Below are 25,181 nucleotides of genomic sequence, written 5' to 3'. Positions count from 1 at the left end.
TTTGAATGCGGAGGACATTCAAATAATAAGAGGAGCTATAACGATGGACTACACGCATGAAAAATAAAAAAATGCGGAGTCTATCCAAAGTTTTATGAAATCTAGCTCCAGCGGCTAGAACAGTCGGTCGTTTCATCCCTTCCTATGAGGCAAAAAGCGCCTCTACGTCTGGGATTCCAACGCCCTCTTGTTCTAAGCGAGCCGCTTGCGCTTTTTATTTAAAAAAGGGGTGAACATCATGATCTTATTAGAAAATGTAAAGAAAATATATAAGGCAAAAAGCGGTGATGTCACTGCTGTAGATAACGCCAACTTAAAAGTAGATAAGGGTGAAATATTTGGTGTTATTGGATATAGTGGCGCTGGGAAAAGTTCGTTAATCAGATTGTTTAATCAGTTAGAGAAACCAACTTCTGGCCAAATTACAATTGCGAATCGTGTGATTTCAGCGATTACTGGAAATGAACTTCGTAAGGCAAGACAAGAAATCGGAATGATTTTTCAGCATTTCAACTTACTTTGGTCACGAACTGTGCGTGAAAATATCGCATTCCCACTTGAAATTGCAGGTGTCGATAAGGCGGAGAGAAGAAAACGTGTCGATGAGTTAATTCATCTTGTTGGATTAGAAGGAAGAGGAGACGCGTACCCATCTCAGCTAAGTGGTGGACAAAAGCAGCGCGTCGGGATTGCAAGAGCGTTAGCAAATAATCCACAAGTACTTTTATGTGATGAAGCAACGTCAGCTCTTGATCCGGAAACGACAGATCAAATTTTAGATTTATTGTTAGATATTAATAAGCGTCTCGGCTTAACAATTGTATTGATTACGCATGAGATGCACGTTATTCGCAAAATTTGTAATCGAGTTGCTGTAATGGAGAAAGGGAAAATCGTAGAAACGGGTCCAGTACTTGACGTATTCCGTAATCCACAGCAAGACATTACAAAACGATTTGTACAGCAGTTAACTGATTCTGAAGATACGAATGAAACGATTGAAAGTTTAATAGAAAAGTATCCAGATGGAAAAGTAATTCGTTTGCAGTTTGTCGGTGAAGCGGTAGAAAGACCGGTACTTCAAAGGTTAATGCAGCGCGGTGATATAGAAGTTAGCATTTTGCAAGGAAATATCGCGCAAACGAATAACGGATCTTACGGAAGTTTAGTCGTTCATTTAAATGGTGAAGAAACAGCGATCCAGCAAGCAATAGAAGGGATTCATCAAGATCAAGTAGAGCTGGAGGTGATTGCACATGGATAAGTTAATCGCAAATATTGATTGGAATCAAATGTTAGAAGCAACTGGTGAAACGTTATATATGACGGCAATCGCAGCGCTTGCCACATTTGTTTTAGGACTTATTTTAGGATTATTACTCTTTATGACAGCGAAAGATAATTTATGGGAAAATAAAGCGATTAATACGGTGATTGGAGCGTTCGTAAACATTTTCCGTTCTATACCGTTCATCATTTTAATTATTTTATTAATCCCATTCACAAAGATTCTTCTTGGAACAATTCTCGGAGCGAGTGCAGCGCTGCCAGCTTTAATTATTGGAGCGGCACCATTTTACGCGAGAATGGTTGAAATCGCACTTCGTGAAATTGATAAAGGTGTAATTGAAGCTTCAAAAGCAATGGGAGCAAAAACAAGCACAATCATTTTGAAAGTGTTAATTCCAGAATCGTTACCAGCTTTAGTATCTGGTATTACGGTAACGACAATTGCTTTAGTAGGCTATACAGCAATGGCAGGTGTTGTTGGTGCTGGTGGTCTTGGAACACTTGCTTACTTAGAGGGATTCCAGCGTGGAAATAACGATGTAACAATCGTTGCGACAATTTGTGTATTACTCGTTGTATTTTTAATTCAGTGGATTGGTGATAGTTTAACGACTCGAATAGATAAAAGATAATGAAAACAGGGGGATATTTCAAATGAAAAAATTATTACTTACAGCACTTATTTCAACTTCAATTTTTGGGTTAGCTGCTTGTGGCGGGAAAGATAAAGATGAAAAGAAACTTGTTGTTGGTGCTTCTAACGTACCGCACGCTGAAATTTTAGAAAAGGCAAAACCGTTACTTGAGAAAAAAGGAATTGAGTTAGAAATTAAAAAATTCCAAGACTACGTATTACCGAATAAATCGTTAGCGGATAAGGAATTAGATGCAAACTACTTCCAGCACATTCCGTATTTAGAAAAAGAGATTAAAGATAAGAAATATGATTTTGAAATAGCAGGAAAAATTCATTTAGAACCGATTGGTGTGTATTCTCAAAAATATAAGAGCTTAAAAGAACTTCCAAACGGGGCGACAATTATTATGAGTAATTCTGTTACTGATCATGGTCGTGGTTTAGCAATTTTACAAAAAGAAGGCATTTTAAAAATTAAAGACGGAGTAGAGCCAGTTAAAGCAACTCCAAAAGATATTGCGGATAATCCGAAAAACTTAAAGTTCAAAACAGATATCGAGCCTGGTTTATTGCCACAAGTGTATAACAATAAAGAAGGCGATGCGGTTCTAATTAATTCTAACTATGCAATTGATGCGAAATTAAACCCAGAAAAAGACGCGATTGCAATTGAAGGAAATGATTCTCCATACGCAAACGTAGTAGCTGTTCGTAAAGGCGATAAAGATAAAAAAGAGATTAAAGCTCTTATAGAAGTACTGCATTCTAAAGAAATTGAAGACTTTATTACTAAAGAATATAAAGGGGCAGTTGTTCCTGTAAAAGAATAATTGCGGAAAAAGGGCTGGTGTATGCCGGTCCTTTTTTTACTACATAACTATAGGGGAGAAGGGGACATCATATGAAAAAGATTCTATTGTCAGTTGTTACAGCACTGTCTGTATTTACATTAGCTGCTTGCGGGGGGAAAGATGAGAATAAGCTTGTCGTTGGCGCTTCTAATATACCGCACGCTGTTATTTTAGAAAAGGCACAGCCAATATTAGAGAAAAAGGGCATTAAGTTAGAGATAAAAAAATTCCAGGATTATGTTTTACCAAATAAGGCATTAGCTGATAAAGAAATCGATGCAAATTATTTTCAACATATCCCTTATTTAGATAAAGAGATTCAAGAAAAAGGATACAAAATTGTAAATGCAGGAAAAATTCATTTAGAGCCAATGGGCATTTATTCTAAGAAATATAAAAGCTTAAAAGAACTTCCAGATGGCGGAACAGTTATTATGAGTAATAACGTAGCGGAGCGTGGCCGTATGCTCGCATTGTTACAAAAAGGCGGCGTTATTAAATTAAAAGACGGTGTAGATGTTGTTAAAGCAACAGTAAAAGATGTTGTAGAAAATCCGAAAAATTTAAAGTTTAAAACAGATGTAGAACCTGGACTTTCACCCAAGCTGTACGAAAACAATGAAGGTGATGCTTTATTTATTAATTCAAACTACGCAATTGATGCGAAATTAAATCCAACAAAGGATGCAATTGCAATTGAAGGATCAGACTCTCCTTATGCAAATATTATCGCAGTTCGTAAAGGTGACGAGAAGAAAAAAGAAATTAAAGAGTTAGTAGACGTATTGCATTCAAAAGAAATTCAAGACTTTATCAATAAAGAATATAAAGGTGCTGTACTTCCAGTAAATGAATAGGTGCTGGGAAGGACTGGGAATAACCCAGTCCTTTTTTCTTTATATATATAAGAAGAAAGGTGTATCATAAGAGGATGTAAAGGAAATACTTATATACATTTGTGAAAAAATTGTTACATTTTCTTAGTGTTTGCGATATCATTTTATTTGATATAAGATTAGAATGAGAATAAAATGAGAATATGAACGTTTTAGTAATTTTTAAAATGTATATAGAGGATTAATGGAGGTATTGAGATGGCTGGTTCTACATTAACGGTTAAAGACTTACACGTATCAATCGATGGCAAAGAAATTTTAAAAGGTGTAAACCTTGAAGTAAAAGGTGGAGAAATCCACGCAATTATGGGACCTAACGGAACAGGTAAATCAACTTTATCTTCTGCGATTATGGGTCACCCAAAGTATGAAGTAACAGAAGGTAGCATCATCATCGACGGTGAAGATGTATTAGAAATGGAAGTAGATGAGCGTGCGCTAGCAGGTCTATTCTTAGCAATGCAATATCCAAGTGAAATTAGCGGAGTAACAAACGCGGACTTCTTACGTTCTGCAATTAATGCACGTCGTGAAGAAGGCGATGAAATTTCTCTTATGAAATTTATCCGTACTTTAGATAAAAACATGGAATTCCTAGAAATGGATCCAGAAATGGCACAACGTTACTTAAACGAAGGTTTCTCTGGTGGAGAGAAAAAACGTAACGAAATTCTTCAATTAATGATGATTGAGCCAAAAATCGCAATCTTAGATGAAATCGACTCAGGTCTTGATATCGATGCATTAAAAGTTGTATCTAAAGGTATTAACCAAATGCGCGGCGAAGAGTTCGGCTGCCTAATGATTACGCATTACCAACGTTTATTAAACTACATCACTCCAGACTTCGTTCACGTTATGATGAACGGTCGTATCGTTAAATCTGGTGGCCCTGAGCTTGCACAACGTCTAGAAGCTGAAGGTTACGACTGGATTAAAAAAGAATTAGGTATTGAAGACGAAACAGCAGAGCAAGAAGCGTAAGAGAGGAGCATAAACATGACAATCGGTACATTACCTTTCGATCAAGAAACAATCCGTCAGCGCGCAAGCGAAGTAAACGAAGCTGCTTGGTTGACTGAGTTCCGCTTACAAGCTCTTGCACAAGCAACTGAACTTCCAATGCCAACGCCTGATAAAACGAAAATTGAAAAATGGGACTTTATCGGAAAAGGCGACGCTGCTAAGCAAGAGCCTGTAAGTTCTTTAACAGAGCTTCCAGAAGCAGTGAAAAACTTAATCGATGAAAATAACAGCGTATTAGTACAACGTACTGGTACAACTGCTTTCGTTTCTTTAGCAGAAGAAGCAAAAGAAAAAGGTGTTATTTTTACAGACATCGTAACAGCTGCAACAGAGCATGCTGAATTAGTACAAAAGTACTTAATGAAAGACGGCGTGAAAGTAGACGAGCATCGTCTAACTGCACTTCATGCTGCATTAATCAACGGCGGTGCATTCGTATATGTTCCGAAAAACGTTGTTCTTGAAACTCCACTTCAAGCTGTATTCTTAGTAGACGGCGAAGAAGCTAACGTATATAACCACGTATTATTCGTAGCTGATGCGAACAGTACTGTAACATATGTAGAAAACTACGTTGCAAATGAAAATGCTAAAGGTATTGCAAATATCGTAGCAGAAGTAATCGTGGAACAAGGCGCACAAGTGAAATTCGGTGCGGTTGATCTATTAGCAAAAGACGTAACAACTTACGTTAACCGCCGCGGAATTGTTGGACGCGACGGCCGCATTGATTGGGCTCTAGGCCTTATGAATGACGGAAATACAATCTCAGAGAACGTTACGAACTTAATGGGCGACGGATCATATGCTGATACAAAAACAGTAACAATTGGTCGTGGTAACCAAACACAAAACTTTACAACTAAAGTTGTTCACTTCGGTAAACACTCTGAAGGTTGGATTTTAAAACACGGTGTACAAAAAGATAGTGCAACATCTATCTTTAACGGAATTGGTAAGATTGAACACGGTGCATCTAAATCAAATGCACAACAATCTTCTCGCGTTCTTATGTTAGATGAGAAAGCTCGCGGTGATGCAAACCCAATTCTTTTAATCGACGAAGATGATGTAATGGCAGGTCACGCAGCTTCAGTAGGCCGCGTAGATCCATACCAATTATACTACTTGATGAGCCGTGGGATTCCAAAACGCGAAGCAGAACGTTTAGTCATCCATGGATTCTTAGCACCTGTAGTAAATGAGCTTCCAATTGAAGGAGTAAAGGCACAGCTTGTTGAGGTAATTGAAAGGAAAGTTCGCTAATGAATATTCATGAAATACGCAAACAGTTTCCAATTCTTGATCAAAAAGTGAACGGCAAACAACTTGTTTATTTCGATAGTGCAGCAACTTCTCAAAAACCAATTCAAGTCATTGAAACGTTAGAACGTTATTATAAAGAATATAATTCTAACGTGCATCGCGGTGTTCATACGCTCGGTACGAAAGCTACCGACGCGTATGAAGGTGCACGTGAGAAAGTTCGCAAGTTTATTAATGCGAAATCAATGGAAGAGATTATTTTCACGCGCGGAACGACAACTGCATTAAATACAGTAGCAGCTAGCTATGGTCTTGATAATGTAAAAGAAGGCGATGAAATCGTCATCTCTTACATGGAGCACCATAGTAACATCATTCCGTGGCAACAAGTTGCGAAGAAAACTGGTGCAACTTTAAAATACCTTCCGCTTCAACTAGACGGTACAATTTCTTTAGAAGATGTTCGTCAAACAGTTACACCGAATACAAAAATCGTTTCTATCATGCACGTTTCTAACGTACTTGGAACGATTAACCCTGTAAAAGAAATCGGAGCAATCGCACATGAAAACGGTGCAATCATGATCGTTGATGGAGCACAAAGTGCACCTCATATGAAAGTGGATGTACAAGATTTAAACTGTGATTTCTACGCATTATCTGCTCATAAGATGTGCGGACCAACAGGTGTCGGCGTATTATATGGTAAGAAAGAATTGCTAAACAATATGGAACCAATTGAATTTGGTGGTGAAATGATTGATTTCGTAGACTTACAAGAGTCTACTTGGAAAGAGCTTCCGTGGAAGTTCGAAGCAGGTACACCGATTATCGGTAATGCAATCGGACTTGGTGCGGCAATTGATTTCCTAGAAGAAATCGGTCTTCATAATATTGAAAAGCATGAACATGAATTAGCGCAATACGCTTTAGAGAGACTATCAGAAGTAGATGGCGTTACAATTTATGGTCCAAAGCATCGCGCTGGTCTAGTTACATTTAATATTGAAGACGTACATCCTCACGATGTAGCAACTGTATTAGATGTAGAAGGCATTGCGGTTCGCGCAGGACATCACTGTGCACAACCGCTTATGAAGTGGCTAAAAGCTTCTTCTACAGCACGTGCGAGCTTCTATTTATATAATACAAAAGAAGAAATTGATACATTTGTTGAATCACTAATCAAGACAAAGGAGTATTTCACAAATGTCATTTAATAATTTAGATACGTTATATCGTCAAGTTATTATGGATCATTATAAAAATCCTCGTAACCATGGCGTGTTAGAAGATAGTGTTACCGTTAACTTGAACAATCCAACTTGCGGCGATCGTATTCAACTTACGATGAAAGTAGAAGAGGGTATTGTACAAGAAGCGAAGTTTGAAGGCGAAGGATGTTCAATTTCAATGTCTTCAGCTTCAATGATGACACAAGCAGTAAAAGGAAAGAAAATTGAAGAGGCCCTTAAGCTTTCTAAAATTTTCTCTGACATGATGCTAGGAAAAGAGTATGATGACAGCATTGATTTAGGAGATATTGAAGCATTACAAGGCGTATGCAAGTTCCCGGCACGTATTAAATGTGCAACATTAGCGTGGAAAGCGTTAGAAAAGGGCTTAAACGAAGATAAGTAATGTTAAAGGTTCCTAAAAACGAGGTTATATAAGGAGGGACACACCAACATGGCGAAGCAACTGCCAGATATCGGCGATTATAAATATGGTTTCAAGGATAAAGACGTTTCGATTTTCCGTGCTGGACGCGGTTTAACAAAAGAAATCGTTGAAGAGATTTCACGTATGAAAGAAGAACCACAGTGGATGTTAGACTTCCGTTTAAAATCACTGGATAAGTTCTATGAAATGCCAATGCCACAATGGGGCGGCGACTTAAACGACTTAGATTTCGATGAAATTACGTACTACGTAAAACCATCTGAGAAATCTGAGAAGTCTTGGGATGAAGTACCTGAGGAAATTAAAGCGACATTTGATAAATTAGGTATTCCTGAAGCTGAGCAAAAATATTTAGCTGGTGTATCTGCACAGTACGAATCTGAAGTTGTATACCACAACATGAAAGAAGACCTAGAAGATCTAGGAGTCGTCTTCAAAGATACAGATAGCGCATTAAAAGAGAACGAAGATATTTTCCGTGAGCATTTCGGAAAAGTAATCCCACCAACAGACAACAAATTCTCTGCATTAAACTCTGCAGTTTGGTCTGGTGGATCATTCATCTACGTTCCAAAAGGTATTAAAGTTGATACACCACTTCAAGCGTATTTCCGTATTAACTCTGAAAATATGGGACAATTCGAGCGTACGCTTATCATCGTAGACGAAGGCGCACACGTACACTACGTAGAAGGTTGTACAGCACCTGTTTACACGACTAACTCACTTCATAGTGCGGTAGTAGAAATCATCATTAAGAAAGATGCATATTGCCGTTATACAACAATCCAAAACTGGGCGAACAACGTATACAACCTAGTTACAAAACGTGCGGTTTGTGAAGAAAACGCAACGATGGAATGGATTGACGGTAACATCGGATCTAAATTAACGATGAAATACCCAGCAGTTATCTTAAAAGGCGAAGGCGCTCGTGGTTTAACATTATCTATCGCGATTGCTGGTAAAGGCCAACACCAAGATGCTGGTGCGAAAATGATTCACTTAGCACCAAACACGTCTTCAACAATCGTTTCTAAATCGATTGCGAAGCATGGTGGTAAAGTAACTTACCGTGGTATCGTACAATTCGGACCAAAAGCGAAAAACTCTCGCTCTAACATCGAGTGTGACACGTTAATCATGGATAACCAATCTACATCTGATACAATTCCTTACAACGAAATCAAAAACGATTACGTTTCACTTGAGCACGAAGCGAAAGTATCTAAAGTATCAGAAGAACAATTATTCTACCTAATGAGCCGCGGTATTTCTGAGCAAGAAGCTACAGAAATGATCGTAATGGGCTTCATCGAGCCATTCACTCGCGAACTTCCAATGGAATACGCAGTTGAAATGAACCGTCTAATCAAGTTTGAGATGGAAGGTTCTATTGGTTAATATTTAAAAGTGGAAGCGGCTCGTTCAGAATGTGAGGGGGATGGAGCTTCTGACGTAGAGGCGCTTTTTGCCTCATAGGAAGAAGTGAAGCCACCGAACATTCTATCCGCTGGAACTGGATAATATATGTATGAAGAAAGCGCCCTGCATAGCAGGGCGCTTTTTTATGTTGTATATTCGGGTTCGACTGTAAGATACCCGGGTGGGTGTTTAATGAAATATATCGGCGATTATTTCAATATATCAGCGGTTCGACAAGGAATATCGATTTGTCGACAAAGTAAGACAAAAGAAATCCCTCATATCCCCCTCAACATTTAAATACGAGAGGAGCACCTATATGGAAGTAAGACAAAGATACTGACAAATCTCCTCCCCCACCAACTAGAATCATTTCACAAAAATTCCCCCCTCAAACTAATCAACAGACTAGAAAAAGTAATATAAAGTTTTCCATATTAAAAGGGCAATCTTTGGCTTTTTCTTATAATGCGAGTACAATGTAGAATAGCAAGAAAAGACGAAAAGTATTTACAGGATTATTGCGTACGTATAGCGTAAATGGCAGTAAGGAACTGAGAGGAGGTTTTTTCTCTGAATATAAATAAAGAAACAATCATCCACCTTTATCATACAAACGATATACATAGTCATTTTGAAAATTGGCCGCAAATTTCTCGGTTTGTACAAGGGGAGAAAAGGCGAAGACAGGAAGCGGGAGAGACTGTTTTAACTGTGGATATTGGCGATCATGTGGATCGTTTTCATAGTATTTCGGAAGCGACAAATGGACTTGGGAATACAAAATTATTAAATGAGGCGTTATATGATTATGTAACGATCGGAAATAATGAAGGAATTACATTGGCGAAAGAGCATTTGAATCGTCTATATGATGATGCTGGGTTTGAGGTGCTCGTAGCGAACTTATTTGAAAAAGAGGGTGTACGTCCGGCGTGGGCGCAGCCTTATAAATTACATACAACGACAGATGGGATTACGATTGCCTTTATTGGATTAACGGTAGCTTATCCAGAGTTTTATCATATGTTAGATTGGCATATTGAAGATCCAATCATCCATTTAGAGTCTATTTTAGAAGAAGTTAAGGATACAGCTCATATTACTGTTGTGCTTTCTCATCTTGGAAAAAGTATGGATGAGTATATGGCGGAGCATTATGATATAGATGTTATTTTAGGGGCACATACGCATCATTTATTTGAGCGTGGCGTTCTTGTGGATAATACTTTGCTTTGCTGTTGTGAAAAGTGGGGACATTACGTTGGTCACGTTCAGCTTACTGTGGATAAAGAGACGAAGAGACTGTTGAAAAAAGACGGTAGAGCGATTAAGACAGAACGGTTAGGTGCTTATAGCGAGCCGTTATCCACAATTGAAATGCTAAAGGAAGAAAGTAAACAGATAATGGCCGAGCCTGTCGTTCATTTAAAAGAATCATTGCCGGTTGATTGGTTTAAGGAGACGACGTTTTCTCATATGTTGGCAAGTGCACTTAAAGAGTGGTGTAATGCGGATGTTGGGATGGTGAATGCTGGTGTACTTCTTGAGGGATTAAATGAAGGTGTTGTGACGCGCGGAGATATTCATCGGATTTGTCCACATCCAATTAATCCATGTCTGTTAAAAGTACCAGGGAAAACGTTAAGAGAAGTTATTTTGAAAGCGCGCCGTCCGAATATGGAAAATCTAGAGGTGAAAGGATTCGGATTTCGTGGAAAAGTAATGGGGAAAATGATTTACGATGGTTTGGAAGTGATTCCAGATACGATTCCAGGGAATAAAATTTTACTAGAAGATGTATTGATTAACGGCGAATCGCTGGAATTAGACCGGATATATACGGTAGGAACGATTGATATGTTTACATTCGGATACTTATACCCAGAGCTATCCACACTTTCTGACAAACAATATTATATGCCGGAATTGCTTAGAGATGTATTAACAGACATGTTGATAACTTATACATCTTCAGTCAAACTATAGGCTAGTTAACTTGTAACACTCATTTTTCTCTTGTCATAAAGATAAGAAAGAGAGGAGTGTGAACTATGGTTAATGTAGAGCCAATTATAATTGATAACTATACGTTCATTGCTGTTAGCGTAAAACTTCCAAAGACAAATTTGCTAGCTGTAATGAGCGATAAAGGATATATTATGTGCGGTGCTTTAGATGTAGGTCTTCTAAATGAGAAGTTAGGTGATCGAGGAATTATTGCTGGCCGTGCGGTTGGTGTAAGAACGATTGAACAACTTCTTGAAGCACCGCTGGAATCAGTAACGACTGGAGCCGAAGCTTTAGGTATTCCGGTAGGCACAATCGGAAAAGATGCACTATTAAAAATGAGATAAGCATATATCATCCCTCTTTCTTGCATAGAAATAATATAAGAAGGAGGGTTTTCTGATGGGCATATTTCGTTCGAAAAATTCGCGGTTTCGAAGGGGACCGATTTCCTTTCGGTATATACTGCTTATTTCATTTATTATTTTTATCGTAATGGTAGTTCAAGGTTTATGGATTGTAAATAAAAGTATTCAGCCAACGTTAATTAAGTATGGGGAAACAGAGACTCATAAAATGGCAACAGCAGTTATGACGAAAGCGGTAAAAGACCGGATTAATGAAGGGTTTGATGTAGATTCATTAATGAAAGTACAAACGGATAGGAACGGGAAAGTATCTACAATTGATTTAAATACAAAACAAGTAAATGAAATATTAACATCGACTACTGCATACATAGAAAAATATTTACAACAAGTAGAAAAAGGGGATACGAAAGCACTTGGTATTTTTGAAGAGAATGGGGTATCTATGTCAGTTCCTTTTGGACGCATAACTGATAATGCGCTTCTTGGTAATATAGGACCAGATATTCCGATTAATTTTACGCCAATTGGTCATGTGAATACGGATATTAAACAATTAGTTGAGCCGCAAGGAATTAATAATACAGCGATCAAAATTATTATGGAAGTGGAAGTGACGTTACAAGTTATGATTCCGTTACGCACGAAAGAAATTAAAGTGAAGCAAAACATTCCGATTGCGACGCGCATCGTTCAAGGTGAAGTGCCTACTTATTACGGAAGCGGGGGAGTTGTTGTACCAGATAAAAAGAAAACGGATAATTAGTCAGTAGTGTTCTATTGATTTATATTTATAAAAATAACCGTAGCAATTTGCTACGGTTATCGTTTTGTATTTGCTCGTTCTTTTCGTTCCCAAAGGCTTAAATGCATGTATGGATCGAAAGCCCATTCTGTATAGCCATTGTCTTTATACATGCCGAAATGTAAGTGGGGCGGGAATTTTCCAGCTGTACCAGGAGGACCGTAGCCGGTACTACCGACAAATCCGATTACTTTTCCTGGTTCGACAATTTGTCCGAGCTGTATTTCTTTAGAGAACCCGCCTAAATGAGCGTAATAGTGGTAATTATTATGAAGGTCACGAATACCAATGCGCCATCCACCAAGACGATTCCATCCTTTTGTTTCAATAACGCCATAGCAAGTTGATCGTACTGGTACGCCATATCCAGCAAAAATATCGGTTCCTTCATGAATCCTCCTGCCGCCAAAGCTTCTACCAGCACCGAAAGTACTACGATAGCTATGGTCACTGCGAATCGGGAGAGGGAAAGCATTACCTTCTAAATTAATGCGTCCATAATGTTTATAAATTCGGGCGTATTCTGTAATTAATTCAACTGTTTTTGCACGTCTATAATATTCCCAAAGCATAATGTTAATACGGTCTTCCGACGTTCCTTGTTTCTTTAAAATAGTTGCTGCTGTATGCAGAAGATCACGGTCGTTATTTGCATTTGCAAATCCATCTTTGTCACCATCTAAACCCATTCCGCCAAATAGAGAAATTGTATGGGGGAGAGTATCATTACTATTAACAGGTCCAGCCCATATTTCAGGTTTGAAATAAAGGGAAATGATGGCATCTGGTTTTTTCGGTATATCTTTTCTTACGCTCCGTATGTTTCTTTCGTATTGATCCATTGCGGCTAAGTAATACCACGGAATACCGGAAGATTGCTCAGTTTCTTTATATAGTGCCATGCGCTTTTCATATATGCTTTGCTGATTATCTTCACCGTAAGCGATGTTTTGGTGGAGAAGAAAGCAAATCGAAAGCAAAAGAGAAATTTTTCGAAGCATGAAATAGACTCCTTTCACAACATCACTCTTTTTAGTGTGGGATATACGGAGTATTTCATTATAGGGAACGATTGGAAAAAATCTTAGAATCTTCATTTGAGCAAATCGCTTTCATACGTTAGAATAGATATGTTACATTGAAAGAAGCGAACACGGTAAACTATTTCATATTGTGCGGAGTTGATAACCATGACAAAACAAACAGAGTATAAGCGCAAGCCCGAATGGTTGAAAATTAAGTTAAACACGAATGAAAACTATACAGGCTTAAAGAAAATGATGCGTTCTAAGAATCTTCATACAGTTTGTGAAGAGGCGAAATGTCCGAATATTCATGAATGCTGGGCTGTAAGGAAAACAGCAACATTTATGATCTTAGGTGCGGTTTGTACACGTGCTTGTCGTTTTTGTGCGGTTAAAACAGGCTTACCAACTGAGCTTGATTTACAAGAGCCAGAACGCGTAGCAGATTCTGTAGTACAAATGGGCTTAAAGCACGTTGTTATAACAGCGGTTGCACGTGATGATTTAAAGGACGGCGGAGCAGCTGTTTTTGCTGAAACAGTACGCGCTGTTCGTCGTGAAAATCCATTCACGTCTATCGAAGTATTACCATCTGATATGGGTGGGGTAGAAGAAAACTTAAAAATGTTAATGGATGCAAAACCAGATATTTTGAACCATAACATTGAAACAGTACGTCGATTATCTAACCGAGTTCGCGCTAGAGCAAAATATGACCGTTCATTAGAGTTTTTACGTCGAGCAAAAGAAATGCAGCCTGATATTCCAACTAAATCGAGCATTATGCTGGGCTTAGGTGAAACGAGAGAAGATTTAATTGAAGCAATGGATGACTTACGTGCAAACAATGTGGATATTTTAACTCTTGGACAATACCTACAACCATCTAAGAAGCATTTACCAGTTATTAAATATTACCCACCAGCAGAATTTGCAGAGCTAAAAGAAATTGCACTTAGCAAAGGATTTAGCCACTGTGAAGCTGGCCCACTTGTACGTTCTTCTTATCATGCGGACGAGCAAGTACGTTCTGCAAAAGAAAAAACAGCAGAAGCGAAATAATGAAAAAAGAGAGCTAATCATTAGCTCTCTTTTTTCTTATACTCTAAAACTTTATTTTGACATGTGGATAAAATCTTTTTTAATTCCTCTGTGGATAATTCAATTGTAAATTCAGGTACACCAGGTGTAATTAAAATTTTATCGTAAGTATAAATTGAACTGTCCACAATAATCGTTACATCTTGTGAATAACCGAAAGGAGCTACACATCCAGGAGTGCAACCAGTCTCTTCTCTTAGCTCATTAGGAGAACAGAGAGATAAGCTCTCTCCTGTTATTTCCTTCATCTCTCCTCGGTTGAAGCGAGTGCCTTCTAACGTAAAGAATACGTAATGCTCCCCGGATTTTGATTTTAAAAATAAGCTTTTACTTGGAGTGCCTTGCAAACCAAGTCTTTCACGAACGATACGATCTGTTTCATAGTCAAGTACTGGTTCGTGTTCAAATTTTTCATAAGAAGCATTTGTTTTATGTAGTAAAGAAAGTACATCTTCATACATATGGAATGATACCCCTCTCTATTGTTAATACAGTCTCTTCTCGTGGCGTCAACTGAGTGTTTTGGAAAGGGATACTACTTGGACGATGCTTCCCATAATCGTTTTATGAAACTTTGTTCATCGATTGTAATTTCGTAAACATCAGGATTCGTTAAAGTTCTCCATTCACTAAAGCCGATCGTACGATCAAAGTGCTTTAAAATGAGCGTAAGTAAGTTTCCATGTGTAACGAGTAGTGTTGTAGTATGGTTTAACTTTAAAACGTCTTGGATAAGCGATATAGCACGGTCCGTTGCTTGTTTTATTGACTCTCCGCCTGAAAAGGCAATATCTATGTTTGTAAAAGTAGATTCTAGTTTTTGCATCCAATCATCCATCGGAACGTTGCTTAATATACGTTCAGCTAATCGTTCATCCTCTTCGATAGATAGGTTAGCTTGAATCGCATAGGGCCGAATGGAATCGATAGCTCGGACAAATGGGCTCGAAATAATATGATCTATTTGTAGCTGATTTTCTAAGAGGAATGCAGCAAGGGTGTTAGCTTGATCTTTTCCGGCAAACGTTAATTCGGCATCACGTTTTTGTCCAGTTGCGGAACAATGTCGTATTAAAATAATTTTCTTCATAATTCATCCCCATCTTTCAAGTTGACGCTATATACTTCGACAAATGTGGAAATAATTCCTTTTTATTGGAAATGGAATAGTGATCTAAGTATGTGGAAAAGTAATGTGGATAATGAAAATTTGAGGTGCAATTATGAAAAAAATGATATGCATTGTATTCAGTATTTGTTTTCTCGCGCAATTGTCCACAACATATGCACAATCAAATCAAAAATTAGACAATCCAAGCAATCGAAATAAGCCATTTGTGAGTGAGGATGTGTTTTACGAACAGTTAGATAAAAAGGTGTATAAAGAATATAAAAATGCAGCATATAGTGTTCGGAAAAAGATTTTATTTAAAGAAGTGCCCGATGAAGAATTTTCTTTCAGACAAAAAACAGCCGTGGGTTGTCGGAGTAGCGTGGTGTTTCAAGATTTTTTTATTCACCCTGATCGCCAAGTTTACCCCGCATTAACGGGCAGTAAGACTCCCACCGCAAAATTCAGTTTTAAAGAAAAGTAGTTAAATGGGAGATCAACTGCCCGTAAAAGCCCGATTGGTTCAACTAATAATCAGTGGATAAACCCCCACTGATTAAAGTTTCACTTTATTTTTTTGGTTCCTTTTCTCAAGATGAAGTAGATGAGTTTCATAAGTACATCGTTATAGATGCGGAAACAAAGAGGGAGCTGCAAGGGGGGAAAAGTTATCATCACTACGAAAATCCATATAAAAAATAACCCACCAACTGGTGGGTTATTTTTTACTCTGGCACACTTACTAATTTCTCTTTCATTTTACGAATAAGAATGAAACCACCAATCGCGAAGAGAAGAGTAATTCCTTCTGCAACAAAGATGTTAATTGTTTTTGTTTGGTAAAGTGCCGCGAAAAAGTCTACAAATGCGTGGAATAATATAGCGTAAATAAGGAAAATATATTTCTTCTGTTTTACAGCGTATAAGACAAGCATTGTGAAGGCAATTTGCAGCACGAGTGCCATAATTCTTTCTAGGCTACCGAGTAAGTATAAATAGGCAGGTTGCTCTATTAACAAGTCCTTAATATGGCTCAGCTGTGGGTATTGTTCAACCATTTGAGCGAAGCTACCATTATTAATAGATGTTGCAAAGGTAAGAGTTTGAAGCCCCGCGAATCCGCCGACTAAAATCGATTCAATACCGCCGTGTCCAATTCCGTACGCAAGACCGTCTTTATAATCTCGATATTTTTTCAGTAAGTAGTAAAAGGCAACGAAACGACCTAGTTCTTCAAAAATACCAGCAGTTAGTCCGCCATAAATTGCAAAGACAAACGGATTTTCTAAAAATGGAGCGATTGCTGGATTACCACGCATAAATAGGTGGAACGGTGTTTCGAGAATTTGGGTAAATCCAATAAAGATAAGAACACCAACGCCGACCACTTTCCAATTAATATTATATTTTTTACGGAAATAAACGAGTACAATAATTGGGACCAGAACCGAAACAACGAGTTGAAATATGATGCTGGCAATTACAGTATTTGAAACCATACTTTCACCGCTTTCTAATATATGTACATATCTATTATGCATGAAATATGGGAGAGATGAAACTTTTAACAAAAAATGAATTTACTTATTGACTCTAACGTTGCGTCATACTTTATCGTATGTACTAAGGGGGAGATACACATGACAATGAAGGTAAAAGAAGTAGCTAATTTAGTTGGAATTAGTGTGCGCACACTGCATCATTACGATGAAATTGGGTTATTAACCCCAGACGAGACGACAGAGTCTGGATATCGTCTATATTCCAATGAAAATTTAGAGACATTGCAGCAAATTTTATTTTTTAAAGAGCTAGGCTTCCCTTTAAAGAAAATTAAAGAAATTATCATGAGTCCATCATTTGACCACGAAGAAGCACTACAGCTTCATAAGAAAATGCTTCTTGAAAAGCGTGCTAGGTTAGATAAAGTGATTGCGACGATTGATAAAACAATTCAGCATACAAAAGGAGAGATTGAAATGACGAATAAAGAGAAATTTGAAGGCTTCGATTTCAGCCATAATCCGTACGAAGAAGAAGCGCGTGAACGATGGGGAGACGCAGCTGTAGATAAAGCGAATGAATACGCGAAAGGTATGTCAAAAGACAACCAAGAAGAGTTTAATACTATTTATAGAAATTTGGCGGCGCTTAGACACGGCGCACCAAATTCTAAAGAGGCACAAGAAGCAATCGGGGTATGGTACGATTACTTGCAAAACTTCGGAGAATATTCATTAGATGCTTTTAAGGGACTCGGTCAAATGTACGTCGCCGATGAGCGCTTCACGAAAAATATCGATAAGTTTGGTGAGGGGTTAGCGCAGTTTATGTGTGATGCGATGGCGGTTTATGCGGATCGTAAGAAATAGTCAAAAATAAAGAAGGTGGAGGTTTTCTCCATCTTCTTTATTTTTTAATCATATCATTCAAAGTTTGATCCCCCGTATTGTTCAAATGAGGATTTTTGCTCATTTCTCGCTTTAGCATATCAAGGCTCTGTGTATATTCTGTATCATTTAACGCGCCAGATTGAAGCCCTTGAATTTGAGAAATCAACTTTTGGTCTGTAGATACATATGCTTTATAATAGCGAGGGACGATGGACAAAGCAGCTTTATATACTTGATCCGCTACGAGTTTTGGATCCGTTGTGTTTGCACGGTATACGACAAATACTTCATCATCGGTAACGAGCGTAGCAGCGTTTGTAACGTCAGGAAGTTTGACTGTCATGCTCGTAATCATTTCGGCGACTTTCTCACGGTTAATAGCGCCTACTTGTTTATTAGATACTTCATGCTTCTGTTTAGAAGAATAACCGACTCTCGTGAGTCGTGTATTTGTGTTTTCCGTATGATACATGTCGTTTTTGTTGGAAACAAGAACACGACTTCCTTCTTCACGCTCCATTTCGGCTTTATTAGTTGATTGGCAGCCTGCAAATAAGGAAAGAGTGAGAAGAGAGAGGATAATTTGCTTTTTCACGATGTATCACCTCCTTCTCCATAGCATGCACTAATTTTCAATTTTTTGTATTTGAAATTGTTGGTTGTTATGCTTTGTGATACGATAAAAAGAAGAATGCTTAGAGAGGAAGTTCATAATGGAGCAAAAGCAAGAGATTCATACTACGGTGAGCGTTAATAATGTTCAGTACGAAGTAATTAAAAACTTTCGTGACGGTTTTAGTGAAGAAGCATTTAAAGAGCGCTATGCAGAAATTTTAAATAAATATGATTATATCGTTGGAGACTGGGGTTATGAGCAACTTAGATTGCGTGGATTCTTTGATGATAGTAATCAACGTTCGACATATGATACGAAAATTAGTACTTTATCAGAGTATTTATACGAGTACTGTAACTTCGGTTGTGCACACTTCGTATTACGAAAAGTGAAGAAATGAAAAAATCCTCTTACGATTGTAAGAGGATTTTTTCATAGCAGTTATACCAATTATGAGGAGGCTGTTTACTTTTGAAATAAACAGCACCTCGGCAAATATAATTGTTTTTTTCATATAGGCCTAATGAAACGGGATTACCTGTAAAACAATCTAGGCGTATTCCTTTGCAACCTTCCTGCCTTGCTTCGTTTTCCCAAAAGGATAATAGTACTTTGCTATATCCTTTGCCCTGCGCGAGCGGATGGATGACAAAAGAGTGGACGATAAGAAAGCGTCCGTCTGTTTCTAACCAATCAATTAGTTCGTATTCTGGAGATTGCCACTCGTTTAACACGACAGCACCAACGAGTGAATCATGCTCAAACAGGCAATACAGTTCACCTTGTTTTAAATGATAGGAAATATGGTCTCGCGTAGGATAAGAATCATCCCATTGATAAATTTGGTTCTGTAAGAGTGCTTCTTTGCATGCTATATACATTACATCTAAGTCATTCAATAAATCAATCGTACCTTTTCTCACCGTTAACATGGGAGTCCTCCTTACAAACAAATTGAAATGTAATCACCTTCAGAAAGAGTTTTGTTTGGTTTCATTTGTTGTCCATTTAGTTGGATATGCCCATTTTTAATTTTATCCACAATGAGTGCACGGCTCCAATCTGAAATATATGTGGATAACACTTTATCAATCCGGTGGGAACCGAAAACTATGTCTAATATGATCGTTATTTCGGTTATACCACTTTCTTTGTATTGTGTAATGGAAATGGTAGTACTTGTTTCAGTTTGTTCTTGCTGAGTCATATCGACAGTTTCGACGTGATCAGTAAATGATTTATAAATGTGAAGCTTTTGGTTCCACGTATGATCTTTCGGACACTTATAAATGGCAAATCGGTATATGTTTTTTCCGTTTGCGTTATGCCTGCGAATATTCGTATCAGTAAAAAGGGTAGTACGCCTGCAATTTTTACAATATTTTTCGATTGTTGCTAGTTCGTTTTCATATAAACTCCAAGAAAGTTGTACTTTCTGCATTTTCCTTCACCTCTTATATATTGGTAAAGGAACGTAATACAGCTATTTGGATGTCTTGTAGTATGAAGACATAAGAAGTAGACAAAAATAAAAAGAGGTTCCCCCAAGAGGAACCTCCGTAAACATCATACTACAGATGCGTTACGTTCCTTTGTAATGGGAATGGGCAAACTACTCCCTTGAAAAAGCACGGTGCTTTTTTGAGAGTAATGCTATCCAATTGCTGGTCCATTACAAAGTAAATGTTGGCATACGTAGATAACGTCCTTTCTATCCAAATAGATTTGTTCATAAGTATAACATATAAGATTGAAAATTCAAAATATAAATTGTGAAAAAACACCAGCTAACATAGCTGGTGCACCAGATAAATTATATAAGTTCAAATAAAAATGAGCGTAATTCTTCTGCATTTTCTTCAGACATCGAAAATGCATGCTCTAAGTAGCCTTGTTCGTTTAAATCGTCAGGACCGATGATAGCAAATTTATTGCTCTGCATATCAAGGACAATCGTTTTGCCGTAATGACGATCGGAGTATAAAAGCGCTAAATCATGACGCTCATTTTCCCCCATAAAGCTAACGAAACGAGTTTTTGTAGCGACTGTATCGTCGTACAGAAAGAAACGTTCTTCCATACACATGGCTCCTTTATTAAATATCTAAGTTTAAATGTGGTTTATGATCTAAATGGTGATGTGTTTTAATAAATCGTACCGTTCTTGTTTTGTAACGCATAACGATAGAATATGTTTCAGCTAAATCTCCGCCAAGGAATTTCACGCCGTCTAATAATTCACCAGCAGATACACCTGTTGCTGAGAAGATTGCGTCATCACCAGCTACTAAGTCATCTAACATAAGAAGTTGACGAGGATCTTCTAATCCCATTTCACGACAACGAGCTTCTTCTTCTTCGTTCATTGGAACTAATCGAGCTTGCATTTCACCTTCAAGGCATTTTAAAGCTGCTGCAGAAATAACGCCTTCTGGAGCTCCGCCTACACCTACGAATAAGTCGATACCTGTTCCAGGTAAAGCTGTAGCGATTGATGCACCAACATCTCCATCACCAAATAGTTTTACGCGTGCACCTTTTGCACGAACACGGTCAATAATATCTTGATGACGTTCACGTTCTTGGATGATAACCGTTAGGTCACGAATTTTTTTATTGTTTGCTTCTGCTACAATATCAATTGTTTTTTCAATTGGATCATCTAAGCTAATTTTACCAGCTGCTTTTGGACCAACCGCGATTTTTTCCATGTACATATCCGGAGCATGAAGAAGGTTTCCTTTATCTGCGATTGCGATAACTGCCATTGCATTTGCAAGGCCTTTCGCAACGATGTTTGTACCTTCTAATGGGTCAACAGCGATATCTACTTCTGGACCGTTACCTGTTCCTAGTTCTTCACCAATATACAACATCGGTGCTTCATCAAGTTCTCCTTCACCGATTACAACTGTACCTGCCATGTTTACTGAATCGAACATATCACGCATAGCTGTAGTTGCTGCATCATCTGCTTCATTTTTCTTTCCGCGGCCCATCCACTGTGCGGATGCTAAGGCTGCTGCTTCTGTTACACGGACAATTTCTAGTGCGAGTTCACGTTCCAAGGTTGCATTCCTCCAATTTCAAAAATCATACAAATATAACTATAACAAATAACGAGGAAAAGGTGAATTCGAAAAATTGTCGATTTTTTCAGAAGAAAGCGTTACAATTAAAATGTAAATGCTTTAATTTCCAGGTAGGTGACATTCATGTACTTCGTAGACAGAAAAAAAATAGAACAAATGCTAGTATGTTTAGAACAAGCAACAAATACATTTCAAGAGAAAAAGACATATGAAACCGAGTTTGAATTTTACGCATTAGAGCGCATGGCGCATCTTATTATCGATTGTATACTAGATGTAGGGAATGCGATGATTGATGGATTTATTATGCGCGATCCAGGAAGTTACGAAGATATTATTGATATTTTAATGGACGAGAGAGTTATAAGTGGAGAAGAGGGAGCGCATATTAAAGAAATTATTCTTCTTCGAAAAATGCTTACGCAAGATTATATTCAAATGAATCACGATGAATTATATAAGACGATTCAAAAACATATCGCCGTGGTAGAGAAATACCCAGCGAATATTCACAGTTATTTAGAAAAGGAATTAGGACCTGTATCTGCATTTGTACCAGAATAATTGTGCTTATAAGATCCCCGGGAATTCCTTTGGGGATCTTATATTGTATAGGAGAAAGAAAAGGGAGAAGGGTGAGCTATGGGGGAAGCACGTACTACGAGAGAAGAGATTGTACAATTACTGAAGATAAAAGGAGAGCATACTGTAGCAGAATTAGCCGAAGCTTTAGAAATTACAGAGATGGCGATTCGTCGACATTTAAGTAAACTAGAAAATGATGAGCTAATTTATTCAAAGATGGTAAGGCAGCAAGTTGGACGCCCAACATATTTGTATGGATTAAGTCAAAAGGGAGAAGATACATTCCCGAAAGAATATAAGCAGTTTGCTATTGAAATATTAGATGATTTAGCTCGAATGGGCGATGAAAAAATACTTCGTTACGTTTTACAAGCGAGAACGAAACGAATGGAAGAACAGTTAAAAAAGAAGATAAGTAACCAAAGTAATTTAGCCTATAAAGTACAAGAAATAGCTGCTATGCAAGAGAAAAATGGTTATATGGTTCAAATAAAGAGAGATGGGGAACGCTCTTTCATACTTGAAAAGCAAAACTGTCCGTTAAAGGAAATAGCGGAGAAATACCCGCAAGTGTGTGAAGATGAAAAAGATATGTACAAGCGGTTATTAGCAGGTGCAAATGTGAAAGCGCTAACGAACATGTGCGTGGGCGATTGTAATTGTTCGTACCAAATAAAAGAGAAAAAATGAACGTTATGGGACGCTTTAAGGTAAAGCGTTTTTTTCTTTTGAAAAAGGGGTTAATATAAGAGTGGTATGATAGATGAGAACGTTAGCATAAAAGGAGAGACAAACAGATGTATAAAGGCTATTTAATTGACTTAGACGGTACAATGTATCGCGGTGAAGAGCAAATTGAAGAAGCAAGCGACTTCGTAAAAGCGTTAGGAGAGCGCGGTATTCCATATTTATTCGTTACAAATAACTCAACTCGTAAACCAGAACAAGTTGCAGAAAAGCTTGTTCGTTTCGATATTCCAGCGAAAGCGGAGCAAGTATTCACAACGAGTATGGCTACAGCGAACTTTATTTATGAGCGTAAACAAGATGCGACTGTATATATGATTGGTGAAGAGGGCTTACACGCTGCTCTTGTGGAAAAGGGATTTGAAATTGTGGATGAAAATCCTGATTTCGTCATTGTTGGTTTAGATCGCGATATCACATATGAAAAATTAGCAAAAGCGTGCCTTGCTGTGCGTAACGGTGCAACGTTTATTTCAACAAATGGGGATATCGCAATTCCGACTGAGCGCGGATTATTACCAGGTAACGGTTCATTAACATCAGTTGTTGCAGTATCAACAGGTGTGGACCCAATCTTTATTGGTAAACCAGAATCAATCATTATGGAACAAGCGTTAAAAGTGCTTGGCATAGGAAAAGAAGAAGCTTTAATGGTTGGGGATAACTACGATACAGATATTTTAGCGGGGATAAATGCTAGTATGCATACCCTTCTTGTCCACACTGGAGTAACAACTGTGGACAAGTTAACAGAATATGAAGTACAACCGACGCAAGTTGTGCACAACTTGACGGAGTGGATTGAGAAGATGTAATGAAATGCAGGTAACCGGGAGCGGTTGCCTGTTTTTTTATGCATAATTGCATATGTACTGTAGTTATATAAAATGTAGAATTTATATGTATTGATATAAAAGGGGAGGGAATAAGAGTGTACTGGATGTCATGCATTATGTTTGTTTTTGCATTATGTGTTTTGTTCTTTGTTCTATGGAAGATATATAAAATAAATGCAATGAAAAAAAGCGCGGGAAAACTTATTGCAACATATCCTCGGGTGAAACGGCGTTGGATTGCATCACTTGGACCGGCGTATTTCATCGGACAATGTATGTATACATATGCTCAGTACGTAAGTGGTGATATTGGTACAATTGAACAGTTTCTCGTTCAGTCAGGTAGTTATGCTGTAGTAAGTTGTTTTATGACTTTAATAGCTATCCATCTGATTAAAAGTGTACAAATATATGAAAAAGGTGTAATAGACGGATTGAACTTTTATTCATACGAAGAATTAAAAGGCTATAAAACATCAACATGGGAAAATCCAAAGGAAAATATATTTTTATATCGCGGGCGAGAAAAAATGAATGATAATGTGAATTTACTTATTAGACAGGAAGATATGAATGAATTAGAAAGCATTCTTCAAAGATATATTCCGAAATTGATGATGAAATAAAAACTCCGGTTGTTATAACCGGAGTTTTTTATTAAAATGCACGATTCACAACGTCTTTAACTTCTTCAAGATAGTGTTTACGCACACTGTCATCCACAGAAGGAACACTTGTGTAGAATGTATGTTCCATTGTTTCAATGCCTGTAAATTCAAAAATACCAGCATCAGTTGTTTTTTTCATTGCATCAAACATACCGCCTGCTGTGTATACTTCTTTCGAATTTCCCATCGTAGATAATAACAATCCTTTTTTACTGCTTAATAACTTTTCAATACCATTCTCACCGTAAGCATAAGCGAAGCCGTGGCTAAATACACGGTCAACGTATCCTTTTAAAATAGCAGGAAGACCCGCCCACCAAACTGGGTAAATGAATGTAATACTATCAGCCCAAGAGATATGCTTTTGTTCTTCTTTAATATCTTCTGGTGTGTTTCCTTGGGAAAATGAGATGAAATCGGAAGCACCTAATACTGGATTGAAGTTTAATTCGTATAAATCACGAACGCGTACTTCATGACCTTTTCCTTCTAATTCACTTTTTACAGTTTCTAAAATTGCATGGTTGAAGCTTTCTGTATTCGGGTGTGCATAAACGATCACATGTTTCATTGTTCTTCCTCCTAATTGTGGATATGTGAATAGTTTTTATGTATTCGTGTAACTATTATGATTACTTTCGTTGCGAGAGTAAACTTTTCTGACGTGAGAAATAAAGTGAAACTTTAATCGGTGGGAGTCTTACGGCCCATTAATATAAATGTTAGTATGTGACAAAAAAATACAAAATA

The 25,181-nt window shown here is 37.7% G+C and carries 29 protein-coding genes and 1 pseudogene; 20 read left to right on the top strand and 10 right to left on the bottom strand.

Annotated features, from left to right (window positions below; genetic code table 11):
• Positions 1-238: 238 nt before the first annotated feature.
• From CQ058_RS14375 to yunB, 12 genes are all read left to right on the top strand, one after another.
• Positions 239-1,264 (top strand): methionine ABC transporter ATP-binding protein, encoded by a 1,026-nt coding sequence (locus CQ058_RS14375; RefSeq protein ID WP_002015938.1) that lies wholly within the window; start codon positions 239-241, stop codon positions 1,262-1,264.
• Positions 1,257-1,922: a methionine ABC transporter permease gene (locus CQ058_RS14370; RefSeq protein ID WP_002129754.1), complete on the top strand. Its 666-nt coding sequence runs from the start codon at positions 1,257-1,259 to the stop codon at positions 1,920-1,922. Before CQ058_RS14375 ends, CQ058_RS14370 begins: the two co-directional genes overlap by 8 nt.
• Positions 1,923-1,944: 22 nt before the next feature.
• The gene (metQ, locus tag CQ058_RS14365; RefSeq protein WP_002015935.1) at positions 1,945-2,757 is read left to right on the top strand and encodes a methionine ABC transporter substrate-binding lipoprotein MetQ; all 813 of its coding nucleotides are present in this window, start codon (positions 1,945-1,947) and stop codon (positions 2,755-2,757) included.
• 71 nt (positions 2,758-2,828) lie between these two features.
• Positions 2,829-3,635 (top strand): methionine ABC transporter substrate-binding lipoprotein MetQ, encoded by an 807-nt coding sequence (metQ, locus tag CQ058_RS14360; protein ID WP_002034573.1) that lies wholly within the window; start codon positions 2,829-2,831, stop codon positions 3,633-3,635.
• A gap of 237 nt (positions 3,636-3,872) precedes the next feature.
• Entirely contained in the window at positions 3,873-4,658 is a 786-nt protein-coding gene (gene sufC / locus CQ058_RS14355) for a Fe-S cluster assembly ATPase SufC (protein ID WP_002034576.1), read from the top strand.
• A 15-nt stretch (positions 4,659-4,673) separates the two neighbouring features.
• On the top strand, positions 4,674-5,966 hold the full coding sequence (gene sufD / locus CQ058_RS14350) for a Fe-S cluster assembly protein SufD (RefSeq protein ID WP_105589777.1): 1,293 nt from the start codon (positions 4,674-4,676) through the stop codon (positions 5,964-5,966).
• Positions 5,966-7,186 carry a cysteine desulfurase SufS gene (gene sufS / locus CQ058_RS14345; protein ID WP_002015930.1) on the top strand — a complete coding sequence of 407 codons (1,221 nt, stop codon included), beginning with the start codon at positions 5,966-5,968 and terminating at the stop codon, positions 7,184-7,186. Before sufD ends, sufS begins: the two co-directional genes overlap by 1 nt.
• Complete coding sequence (gene sufU, locus CQ058_RS14340; RefSeq protein WP_002089369.1) at positions 7,176-7,607, top strand: Fe-S cluster assembly sulfur transfer protein SufU; 432 nt, start codon at positions 7,176-7,178, stop codon at positions 7,605-7,607. Before sufS ends, sufU begins: the two co-directional genes overlap by 11 nt.
• A gap of 48 nt (positions 7,608-7,655) precedes the next feature.
• Positions 7,656-9,053, top strand: a complete 1,398-nt coding sequence (sufB, locus tag CQ058_RS14335; protein WP_002015928.1) for a Fe-S cluster assembly protein SufB — start codon at positions 7,656-7,658, stop codon at positions 9,051-9,053.
• Between the two features lie 594 nt (positions 9,054-9,647).
• Positions 9,648-11,063, top strand: coding sequence for a bifunctional metallophosphatase/5'-nucleotidase (locus CQ058_RS14330; protein ID WP_206764595.1), 1,416 nt, complete (start codon positions 9,648-9,650; stop codon positions 11,061-11,063).
• Between the two features lie 65 nt (positions 11,064-11,128).
• On the top strand, positions 11,129-11,431 hold the full coding sequence (locus tag CQ058_RS14325) for a YunC family protein (RefSeq protein ID WP_002015926.1): 303 nt from the start codon (positions 11,129-11,131) through the stop codon (positions 11,429-11,431).
• Positions 11,432-11,486: 55 nt separating this feature from the next.
• On the top strand, positions 11,487-12,218 hold the full coding sequence (gene yunB, locus CQ058_RS14320) for a sporulation protein YunB (RefSeq protein ID WP_002129745.1): 732 nt from the start codon (positions 11,487-11,489) through the stop codon (positions 12,216-12,218).
• 56 nt (positions 12,219-12,274) lie between these two features.
• Here yunB and CQ058_RS14315 read toward each other — a convergent pair whose 3' ends face one another.
• On the bottom strand, positions 12,275-13,258 hold the full coding sequence (locus tag CQ058_RS14315; RefSeq protein WP_002034579.1) for a M23 family metallopeptidase: 984 nt from the start codon (positions 13,256-13,258) through the stop codon (positions 12,275-12,277).
• A 189-nt stretch (positions 13,259-13,447) separates the two neighbouring features.
• On the opposite strand from CQ058_RS14315, the gene lipA reads away from it, so the two are divergent.
• Complete coding sequence (gene lipA, locus CQ058_RS14310) at positions 13,448-14,344, top strand: lipoyl synthase (RefSeq protein ID WP_002034580.1); 897 nt, start codon at positions 13,448-13,450, stop codon at positions 14,342-14,344.
• A 20-nt stretch (positions 14,345-14,364) separates the two neighbouring features.
• Here the strand turns inward: lipA and CQ058_RS14305 are convergent, their stop codons facing one another.
• Positions 14,365-14,844 carry a YbaK/EbsC family protein gene (locus CQ058_RS14305; protein WP_105589776.1) on the bottom strand — a complete coding sequence of 160 codons (480 nt, stop codon included), beginning with the start codon at positions 14,842-14,844 and terminating at the stop codon, positions 14,365-14,367.
• A gap of 74 nt (positions 14,845-14,918) precedes the next feature.
• Positions 14,919-15,473 carry a histidine phosphatase family protein gene (locus CQ058_RS14300; protein WP_105589775.1) on the bottom strand — a complete coding sequence of 185 codons (555 nt, stop codon included), beginning with the start codon at positions 15,471-15,473 and terminating at the stop codon, positions 14,919-14,921.
• A gap of 133 nt (positions 15,474-15,606) precedes the next feature.
• Between CQ058_RS14300 and CQ058_RS14295 the strand changes: the two are divergent.
• Positions 15,607-15,921 (top strand): annotated as a pseudogene (locus CQ058_RS14295) (hypothetical protein); the annotation flags it as partial.
• A gap of 298 nt (positions 15,922-16,219) precedes the next feature.
• Here the strand turns inward: CQ058_RS14295 and CQ058_RS14290 are convergent.
• Positions 16,220-17,035: a YhfC family intramembrane metalloprotease gene (locus tag CQ058_RS14290; RefSeq protein ID WP_002191084.1), complete on the bottom strand. Its 816-nt coding sequence runs from the start codon at positions 17,033-17,035 to the stop codon at positions 16,220-16,222.
• A gap of 99 nt (positions 17,036-17,134) precedes the next feature.
• On the opposite strand from CQ058_RS14290, the gene CQ058_RS14285 reads away from it, so the two are divergent.
• Positions 17,135-17,866 carry a MerR family transcriptional regulator gene (locus tag CQ058_RS14285; RefSeq protein WP_002191083.1) on the top strand — a complete coding sequence of 244 codons (732 nt, stop codon included), beginning with the start codon at positions 17,135-17,137 and terminating at the stop codon, positions 17,864-17,866.
• A gap of 37 nt (positions 17,867-17,903) precedes the next feature.
• Here the strand turns inward: CQ058_RS14285 and CQ058_RS14280 are convergent, their stop codons facing one another.
• A complete protein-coding gene (locus tag CQ058_RS14280) occupies positions 17,904-18,482 on the bottom strand; it encodes a YhcN/YlaJ family sporulation lipoprotein (protein ID WP_002191082.1) in 579 nt (192 codons plus the stop codon).
• A gap of 118 nt (positions 18,483-18,600) precedes the next feature.
• Here CQ058_RS14280 and CQ058_RS14275 point away from each other — a divergent pair, with 118 nt between their 5' ends.
• Positions 18,601-18,903, top strand: a complete 303-nt coding sequence (locus CQ058_RS14275) for a YutD family protein (protein ID WP_000435944.1) — start codon at positions 18,601-18,603, stop codon at positions 18,901-18,903.
• A 10-nt stretch (positions 18,904-18,913) separates the two neighbouring features.
• Here CQ058_RS14275 and CQ058_RS14270 read toward each other — a convergent pair whose 3' ends face one another.
• The 4 genes from CQ058_RS14270 to glpX all read right to left on the bottom strand — a co-directional run bounded on the left by CQ058_RS14270 (position 18,914) and on the right by glpX (position 21,571).
• Complete coding sequence (locus CQ058_RS14270) at positions 18,914-19,435, bottom strand: GNAT family N-acetyltransferase (protein WP_002191081.1); 522 nt, start codon at positions 19,433-19,435, stop codon at positions 18,914-18,916.
• 11 nt (positions 19,436-19,446) lie between these two features.
• Positions 19,447-19,944 carry a hypothetical protein gene (locus tag CQ058_RS14265; RefSeq protein WP_002192361.1) on the bottom strand — a complete coding sequence of 166 codons (498 nt, stop codon included), beginning with the start codon at positions 19,942-19,944 and terminating at the stop codon, positions 19,447-19,449.
• 372 nt (positions 19,945-20,316) lie between these two features.
• Positions 20,317-20,583: a DUF3055 domain-containing protein gene (locus CQ058_RS14255; RefSeq protein WP_002167444.1), complete on the bottom strand. Its 267-nt coding sequence runs from the start codon at positions 20,581-20,583 to the stop codon at positions 20,317-20,319.
• Positions 20,584-20,599: 16 nt separating this feature from the next.
• Entirely contained in the window at positions 20,600-21,571 is a 972-nt protein-coding gene (glpX, locus tag CQ058_RS14250) for a class II fructose-bisphosphatase (RefSeq protein ID WP_002034593.1), read from the bottom strand.
• A gap of 147 nt (positions 21,572-21,718) precedes the next feature.
• Between glpX and CQ058_RS14245 the strand changes: the two genes are divergently transcribed.
• The 4 genes from CQ058_RS14245 (at position 21,719) to CQ058_RS14230 (ending at position 24,389) form a co-directional block, all read left to right on the top strand.
• Positions 21,719-22,159 (top strand): DUF86 domain-containing protein, encoded by a 441-nt coding sequence (locus CQ058_RS14245; protein ID WP_002139295.1) that lies wholly within the window; start codon positions 21,719-21,721, stop codon positions 22,157-22,159.
• 78 nt (positions 22,160-22,237) lie between these two features.
• A complete protein-coding gene (locus tag CQ058_RS14240) occupies positions 22,238-22,870 on the top strand; it encodes a helix-turn-helix transcriptional regulator (RefSeq protein ID WP_002191077.1) in 633 nt (210 codons plus the stop codon).
• 107 nt (positions 22,871-22,977) lie between these two features.
• Positions 22,978-23,742: a TIGR01457 family HAD-type hydrolase gene (locus CQ058_RS14235; protein ID WP_002129729.1), complete on the top strand. Its 765-nt coding sequence runs from the start codon at positions 22,978-22,980 to the stop codon at positions 23,740-23,742.
• Positions 23,743-23,858: 116 nt separating this feature from the next.
• Positions 23,859-24,389: a hypothetical protein gene (locus CQ058_RS14230; protein WP_002166524.1), complete on the top strand. Its 531-nt coding sequence runs from the start codon at positions 23,859-23,861 to the stop codon at positions 24,387-24,389.
• Between the two features lie 31 nt (positions 24,390-24,420).
• Here CQ058_RS14230 and CQ058_RS14225 read toward each other — a convergent pair whose 3' ends face one another.
• Entirely contained in the window at positions 24,421-25,002 is a 582-nt protein-coding gene (locus CQ058_RS14225) for an NAD(P)H-dependent oxidoreductase (protein ID WP_002192362.1), read from the bottom strand.
• Between the last annotated feature and the right edge of the window lie 179 nt (positions 25,003-25,181).

This window comes from Bacillus sp. MYb56 (assembly GCF_002976445.1).
Lineage (GTDB): Bacteria > Bacillota > Bacilli > Bacillales > Bacillaceae_G > Bacillus_A > Bacillus_A mycoides.
This window is presented reverse-complemented; position numbering and strand designations above follow the sequence as displayed.